We start from the raw sequence: 6,657 nt of genomic DNA, 5'->3' as shown, positions 1-6,657 counted from the left end.
ACCTGCGCCAGCGGCAGCCGCGGGCCATGGCGCGCGGCCTGCCGCACCCAGGCGAGACCTTCGGCGCTGCGCTCCAGCAGTTCGCGCAGGCCCGCCGGCGCGCCAGGCAGGTCCGATACGTCGACGACTTCTTCCCCCTCGACCACGCCGTACTTCGGCGTGCCGTGGTGGCGAAAGGCGGCCAGCTTCATCCTTTGTCTCCATCGAATTCGATGCCTTCGATGATGTGGATGGAACGGTGCGCACACAATCGGGCCGCGAAGAACGCAACGTTCCAGCGGCAGAACGCCGTGCCCGGCGATCATCGCGAGCACAAGGAGACACCGAAGACATGGAAGACCTCAACGACCTGGTGTTCTTCGCCAAGGTGGTCGAGCACCAGGGCTTCTCGGCCGCGAGCCGGCAGCTGGGCGTGCCCAAGTCGCGCCTGAGCCGGCGCATCACGCTGCTGGAGGAGCGCCTGGGCGTGCGGCTGCTGCAGCGCAGCTCGCGCCGGCTGGTGCTCACCTCGGTGGGCGAGCGCTTCTACGAGCGCTGCCAGGCGATCGTGACGCTGGGCGAGTCGGCGCATGAGCTGATCCAGGAGGCGGTGGCGCAGCCGCAGGGCGTGCTGCGCGTGAGCTGCCCTCTCACGCTCGCGCAGTTCTGGCTGACGCCGTTGTTGCCGGCCTTCATGAAGGCGCATCCCCGGGTGCGGCTGCTGCTCACGGTGAGCAACCGCCGCATCGACCCGCTGGAGGAGCCGATGGATGTGGTGCTGCGCGTGCGCCGCCCGCCGTTCGATGATTCGAGCCTGGTGGTGCGTCCGCTCGGCCGCACGCACGACGTGCTGATGGCCAGCCCCGAGCTGCTGCGCGAGCGGGGCATGCCGGTGGACGTGCCTGGCCTCGGGGCATGGCCGACGCTATCGCTTCCTGCCGAGAGCGAGCGCCATGCGTGGCTGCTGCGGCGCGATGCCGAAGCGGCGGAATTCGTGCATGCGCCACGGCTGGTCTGCGGCGACATGTTCGCGCTCAAGCGCGCAGCGCTCGAGGGGTTGGGCGTGGTGCTGCTGCCGGACATCCTGTGCCGCGAGGAGCTGCGCGATGGCCGCCTGGTCCGCGTGCTGCCTGAATGGGGCTGCACCGAGAGCGCGATCCAGGCCGTCTTCCCGTCCCGGCGCGGCATGCTGCCGGCGGTTCGGGCGCTGGTCGACTATCTGGCGGCGCACCCGGCGGGCTGAGCAGAAAGCGCGTCGTCCATGCGCCGCCGCAGGCGCCATGCCGGCTGTGCATGGGCCCGCTCTCGCGGTCTCCCGAGAGAGCGCGTGAGCGGATCGTGCGTCTGCGACTACAGCGGCAACTGTGCGCCGCGGGCCGTTGCATGCGCCTGGGCGCGGACCGTGGCACGGTCGATGCCGCCCATCACCCGCGACACGCCCTGGCCATAGCCTTCGGCGTAGGGGTTGGCGCTGTGTGCAGCGGCGACGGCCTCGCTGCGCACGCTGCCGCGGTCGGTCGATGCGGTCAGGACAGGCGCGACGCGCGACGAGATGCCTTCCGCGTACGGGTTCTCGCTGCGGGCAGCGACAACGGCCTGCGCGCGCACGTCGGCACGGCTGTTGGCCGAGACCGGCGCATGCACGCCGTGGTAGGCCTCGGCCTGCGCGCCGGCAGCGGCGAAGAGCGAGAAAGCGGCTGCGGCAATGATCTTCGAGGTGGTGTTCATGTCAGTTCCTTCAAGTGGCTTGGGTGGATGTCGAATCGGTCGGGGGATCGTCGTTCCCGCCTTTCGAGCGGGTGCCGCTATTGCAGCGCGCGCATGTATCGACGATGTTTCGACCGGCCTGAATTTTTGAACCCCCATGTAATCGCGAAGGCTGCGGACACACTGGAATACATCCGCGCAGGCTTTTTCAATCTGGACGACGAGGCCGTCAGTCTCCTCTCCCGCACGCTGTATATTCGCGCCGCCCCTCACGCCTGGAGGGGAGCCAAGAACAAAAGCAGGCATTCCAGGAGAGCTGTCACACATGAAATCCCAATCGTGGCTCGCGCCGCTGTCGGCGCTGATCGCGCGCGTCCCATCTCTCATCGGCTTGGGCGAAAACCGCAAGTCGTCGTTGGAATTCCCTCGCCCCGCGTCCACGCGCAAAGTCACGCGGGGACCTGTCCCGCGCCGCCGAGCGCCGACGAGGCACGAATCATCTGCGCCGTTCCCGACGCGTCACCTTTGGTGCATCGCCGCGGTGGTCCTCGCCACCTTCGCGTTGACGGGCGCACTCAACGCTGCACCGCCATCCAGCGCAGCCCCACCGGGTACCACGACATCCGCGGGTATTGCGGACAGCCCCAAGGATTTTTTCACGCGACTCTGGAGCCCGGGCGTTGCCGATGCGGAGAAGCTCGGTACCGCCTATATGCACGACGAGCAGGGAAACCTGCTTTCGGAGACCGGCACCGGAGGCGCCAACAGCGCCGGGAGCACCCAGTACATCTATCTGCCAACGGCCAACGGCCCGATGCCTGTTGCAGCGGTGATCGACGGCCAGCTCCATGCGGTGCACAGCGACAACGTCAACACACCCCGGCGACTGACCAACGCCAACGGGCAGGTGGTGTGGCAGTTGGCCTACTCGGCCTTTGGAGACGAGAAGCCGACGCTTGCCAAGTACCGCTTCGCCAACCTGGACATCACGCCGGATCCGGGTACGACAGGTATCTCAGAGATCGTCTTCAACCTGCGAAATCAAGGGCAGTACTTCGATACAGAATCCCGACTTCACTACAACTACTTCCGCAGTTATTGCCCGAGTTGTGGGCGGTATACGCAGGCCGATCCGATTGGCTGGGCTGGTGGCGCGAATCCATTCCTCTACGTGAGTGGCAATCCACTGACGAAGAAGGACCCGTTTGGGCTTGCTGAGTACCTGGGGATTCCAGCTATCGAAGCCCACTTGCGGTGGTTGGCGGAGATTCAAGGAGCGGATTTCGATACCGATCCGTTTGATGCGCCCAACAGAGACATGATTGCACGACTGAAGCGCGGTGAAGAAAGCCGATGGGACATTGCGTTCTACCGGCATGAGATGGCCGAGGCCAGTTTGTGCAACTCTGCTCGTCATCTTCCTTCGAAGGAGGCACTAGCAGTACAGAAGCAAAGCCATACGCGCGTATTGCGCGAGCAACAAAATAGGGAGAAGGATCTTTACCATCCAAACGTGGTGTTTAGGAATCGAGACGTCTTCGGAAACAACTGGTAGATCTACCATGGGATTGACCACGCACATGCTTCTGGAACGTGAAGCTCACGACGATGATGTGGTGAGCTATCTCGTGGTGTCGCTCGACTTCAATCCCAAAGATGAATGGAAGCCAATCGGCAGGCTCACGATCAGAAAGCGAGAAGGCCGCTTCGACTTCGAACCTCTGAACGAATGGGCAGAAGTGGGCATCACCATATCGCAACAAGACAATCGCTCCTTGCGCGAACTTGCGGATGCAAGCGAACCTTGGATAAGGTGGCGATACCGAATCCGTGCCTGGGCCATGCACCTGATCGAGCAGCACCACTTCCCGGAGACCTACCCCAGCTAGGGTGTGCCCTACTCGAAAAGCGGCAGCAGCTTGAGCCGCTGGACCTTGCCCGAAGGCCCGCGCGGCAGTTCCTCGACGAAGCGGTAGTGCCCCGGCGCCTTGTAGCGCCCGAGCGCACCCGCGCAGTACGCGCGCAGCTCCTCCTCGGTGCAGGCGCTGCCCTCGCGCAGGATCACGCAGACGCCGATCTCCTGGCCGTAGTGGCGGTCGGGCACGCCCACCGCAGCCGCGTCGCGCACCGCGGGATGCGCGAGCAGCGCCTCGTCGATCTCGCGCGGCGCGATGTTCTCGCCGCCCTTGATGATCAGCTCCTTGATGCGGCCGGTGACGAAGAAGAAGCCGTCGGCATCGCGGTGCCCGAGGTCGCCGGTGCGCAGCCATCCATCAGGGGTGAAGCTGGCACGCGTGGCCTCGTCGTTCTTGTAGTATCCGACCATCACGTTGGGCCCGCGGATCGCGAGCTCGCCGGTGGTGCCGTCGGGCACTTCGGCGAGCTGCTGATCGATTACCCGCGCCTCGCACCCGGAGGCGCGGCCCACCGAGCCGAGCTTGCGCTTCGCAGGGTCCATGGGGTTGGAGAAGGAGGGCGCCGCGGTCTCGGTCAGGCCCATGGTCTCGACGATGCCGATGCCGAACATCCGCTCGAAGGCGCGGTGGTGCTCGGGCGGCAGCGCGGCCGAGGCCGAGCGGCAGAAGCGGATGCCCGCGGTCTGCGCTGCCGGTGGCTGGGGGCCTTCGAGCAGGTAGGAGATCATGGTCGGCACCACGTTGATCCAGCTGCACCGGGCCTGCGCGACCTGTTCCCAGAAGCGGCCGGCCGAGAACTTCGGCGGCATCGCCAGACTGCCGCCGTGCGCAAGCGGCGCCAGCATGGTCACAGCGAAGGCGTTGATGTGATAGAGCGGCAGCACCGCGAGCACGCGATCGGCCGGGCCCAGCCCATGTTCGACGCTGATGGCTTGCGCATTGGCCGCGAGGTTGCGCTGGCTCAGCATCACGCCCTTGGGCATGCCGGTGGTGCCGGAGGTGTACATCAGCAGGGCGATGTCTTCCGGCGCAGGGGCGGTCTCTTCGCCGATCGCGCCGCTGGCGGGCGCCTCGGCCTCGCCCGGCAGGGCCGCGGCCTCGGGATCGACCACCATCAGCGACACCGGCCGCCCGATGTCCTGCAGCATGGCGCGCACGCGTTCTTCCCACTCGGGCGAGACGCACACCAGGCGGCAGTCGGAATGCGCGAGCACATAGCGCATCTGCTCGGGCTGCGACAGCAGGTTGACGGGGTTCACGCACATGCCGGCATGCATCGCACCCAGCAGCACGCGCAGGGTCTGCAGGCCATTGGGCATGACGAGCGACACGGTGTCGCCCGGCTTGGCGCCATGCTGGCGCAGCACCGCCGCGACGCTGCGGCATCCTTGCGCCAGCTCGGCGTAGTGCAGTGGCGCGCCGCCCTCGGTGGACAACGCGTAGATCGCCTCGGGCCGGCGCGCAGCCTGCTCCTCGATCAGGGCACGAACAGTCGAGGCGTTCACTCGGCACCGTGCCTGGCGAAGAACTCGCCGAAGATCTCCTCCTGGCTCGGCACGCGCTCGGGGATCGGCCGCGACACGCGCGTGATGTTCAGGAAGTGCCGGTAGTTCATGTTGTCGGAGAAGTTGTTCTTGCCCCAGGTGCCGCACCCCATCGACAGCGAGAAGGGCAGCCCGTTGTTGAAGCTGCCGCCGGTGGCAATGCAATGCGCCTGGTCGACGATCACCCGGGACACCTTCAGCGTCAGGCCCAGGCGCATCGCGCGCTCCGGCTCGGCGCTGTGCAGCCCCACCGAATGGCCCGCGCCCTCGTAGGCGTAGATGCGATCGACGATGGCAGCGGCCTCGTCGAAGTCCTTCGCGGCATAGACGGCGAGCACGGGGCTCAGCTTCTCCCCCGAGTACGGATGTTCGTGGCCTACGCCGTCCTCGGGCACCATGAGGATGCGCGGTTGGCGCTCGGCGATCGCGAGCCAGCCGGCGCGGCCCGCGGCGTCCTGCGCTGCCGCGCGCTCGGCGATCTCGCGTGCCGACTTGCCGATGACTGCGGCCGAGAGCTTGCCCTCGGGCCACATCAATGATTGCAGGGTCTTCTTCTGCGCCGCATCGAGCATCACCGCGCCGCGCGCCTCGAGGGCGGCGATCAGGGGCCCACGCACCGCATCGACGACGATCAGGCTGTTCTCGGACGAGCAGCTGGTCGCGTTGTCGAAGGTCTTCGACAGCACGATGCGATCGGCCGCCAGAGCGGTGTCCGCGGTCTCGTCGACGATGCTGGCCACGTTGCCCGCACCCACGCCGAAGGCCGGCGTGCCGCTTGCGTACGCGGCGCGCACGTTGGCCTGCGAGCCGGTGGCCACCACCAGGTCGCACAGGCGCATCAGCTCGCTCGTGGCCTGCTTGGTGACCGGGGAGGGCAGCAGTTGCACCAGGTCGCGCGGCGCACCGATGCGATCGAACTGCGCATGGATGAATTCGATGAGCCGCGCGGCCGTCGACCAGCCCTTGGGGGAGGGCGCGACGATCACTGCGTTGCGCCCCTTGAGCGCGTTGATGATCTTGTTGGCCGGTGTCGCGCCGGGATTGGTCGAGGGCGTGACGGCACACACCACGCCCACCGGCCGCGCGATCTCGACGATGCCGCGCGCCGGGTCTTCCGAGATCACGCCCACCGAGCGCGCACCGCGCAGGTCGCGCAGCAGGCCGAAGGTCTTGCGATGGTTCTTGCCGACCTTGTCTTCCACGTTGCCGATGCCCGTGTCGGCTACCGCCAGCTCGGCCAGCTCGCGGTTGCGCTTCGGCTCGATGATGGCCCAGCCTGCGGCGGCCACTGCCATGTCCACCTGTTCCTGCGACCAGGTTTCGTAGATGCGCTGGGCCGCGCGCGCGCGGGCCACGAGTTCGGCAATGGGGCCGGTGGCTTCGGGGGATGAGTGTTTCATGGGCGTCATTGGGGTAGATGCTTTTTCATTCGGGGAACACCGCGGAACCGGCTTTGCCGGGCCGCTGGTGTTGCCCCCGGGAGGGGGTGGGCGGCTACACGAAGTGAGCCA

At 66.8% G+C, this 6,657-nt stretch carries 7 protein-coding genes; 3 read left to right on the top strand and 4 right to left on the bottom strand.

Features of this window, described 5'->3' with window-relative positions:
- The coding region (locus tag APY03_RS43775) for an Rv2993c-like domain-containing protein (RefSeq protein WP_232324268.1) at positions 1-191 on the bottom strand (191 nt) is incomplete at its 3' end.
- Between the two features lie 140 nt (positions 192-331).
- Here APY03_RS43775 and APY03_RS14580 point away from each other — a divergent pair.
- Positions 332-1,222, top strand: a complete 891-nt coding sequence (locus APY03_RS14580; RefSeq protein WP_068677925.1) for a LysR substrate-binding domain-containing protein — start codon at positions 332-334, stop codon at positions 1,220-1,222.
- 107 nt (positions 1,223-1,329) lie between these two features.
- On the opposite strand, the gene APY03_RS14575 is transcribed toward APY03_RS14580, so the two are convergent.
- Positions 1,330-1,707, bottom strand: a complete 378-nt coding sequence (locus tag APY03_RS14575) for a helicase SNF2 (RefSeq protein ID WP_068677924.1) — start codon at positions 1,705-1,707, stop codon at positions 1,330-1,332.
- A 304-nt stretch (positions 1,708-2,011) separates the two neighbouring features.
- On the opposite strand from APY03_RS14575, the gene APY03_RS14570 reads away from it, so the two are divergent.
- A complete protein-coding gene (locus APY03_RS14570; protein ID WP_068677923.1) occupies positions 2,012-3,241 on the top strand; it encodes an RHS repeat domain-containing protein in 1,230 nt (409 codons plus the stop codon).
- 7 nt (positions 3,242-3,248) lie between these two features.
- A complete protein-coding gene (locus APY03_RS14565) occupies positions 3,249-3,575 on the top strand; it encodes a hypothetical protein (RefSeq protein ID WP_102906244.1) in 327 nt (108 codons plus the stop codon).
- Between the two features lie 8 nt (positions 3,576-3,583).
- Here the strand turns inward: APY03_RS14565 and APY03_RS14560 are convergent, their stop codons facing one another.
- Both APY03_RS14560 and sauS read right to left on the bottom strand, forming a co-directional pair.
- The gene (locus APY03_RS14560; RefSeq protein ID WP_068677921.1) at positions 3,584-5,107 is read right to left on the bottom strand and encodes an AMP-binding protein; all 1,524 of its coding nucleotides are present in this window, start codon (positions 5,105-5,107) and stop codon (positions 3,584-3,586) included.
- Positions 5,104-6,546 (bottom strand): acylating sulfoacetaldehyde dehydrogenase, encoded by a 1,443-nt coding sequence (sauS, locus tag APY03_RS14555; RefSeq protein WP_068677936.1) that lies wholly within the window; start codon positions 6,544-6,546, stop codon positions 5,104-5,106. The genes APY03_RS14560 and sauS overlap by 4 nt, the downstream gene beginning before the upstream one ends.
- Positions 6,547-6,657 lie beyond the last annotated feature (111 nt).

It is taken from the genome of Variovorax sp. WDL1 (assembly GCF_001541225.1).
Lineage (GTDB): Bacteria > Pseudomonadota > Gammaproteobacteria > Burkholderiales > Burkholderiaceae_C > Variovorax.
Note: the sequence above shows the minus strand (reverse complement) of the source record. Positions and strands in the feature narration are given on the sequence as shown.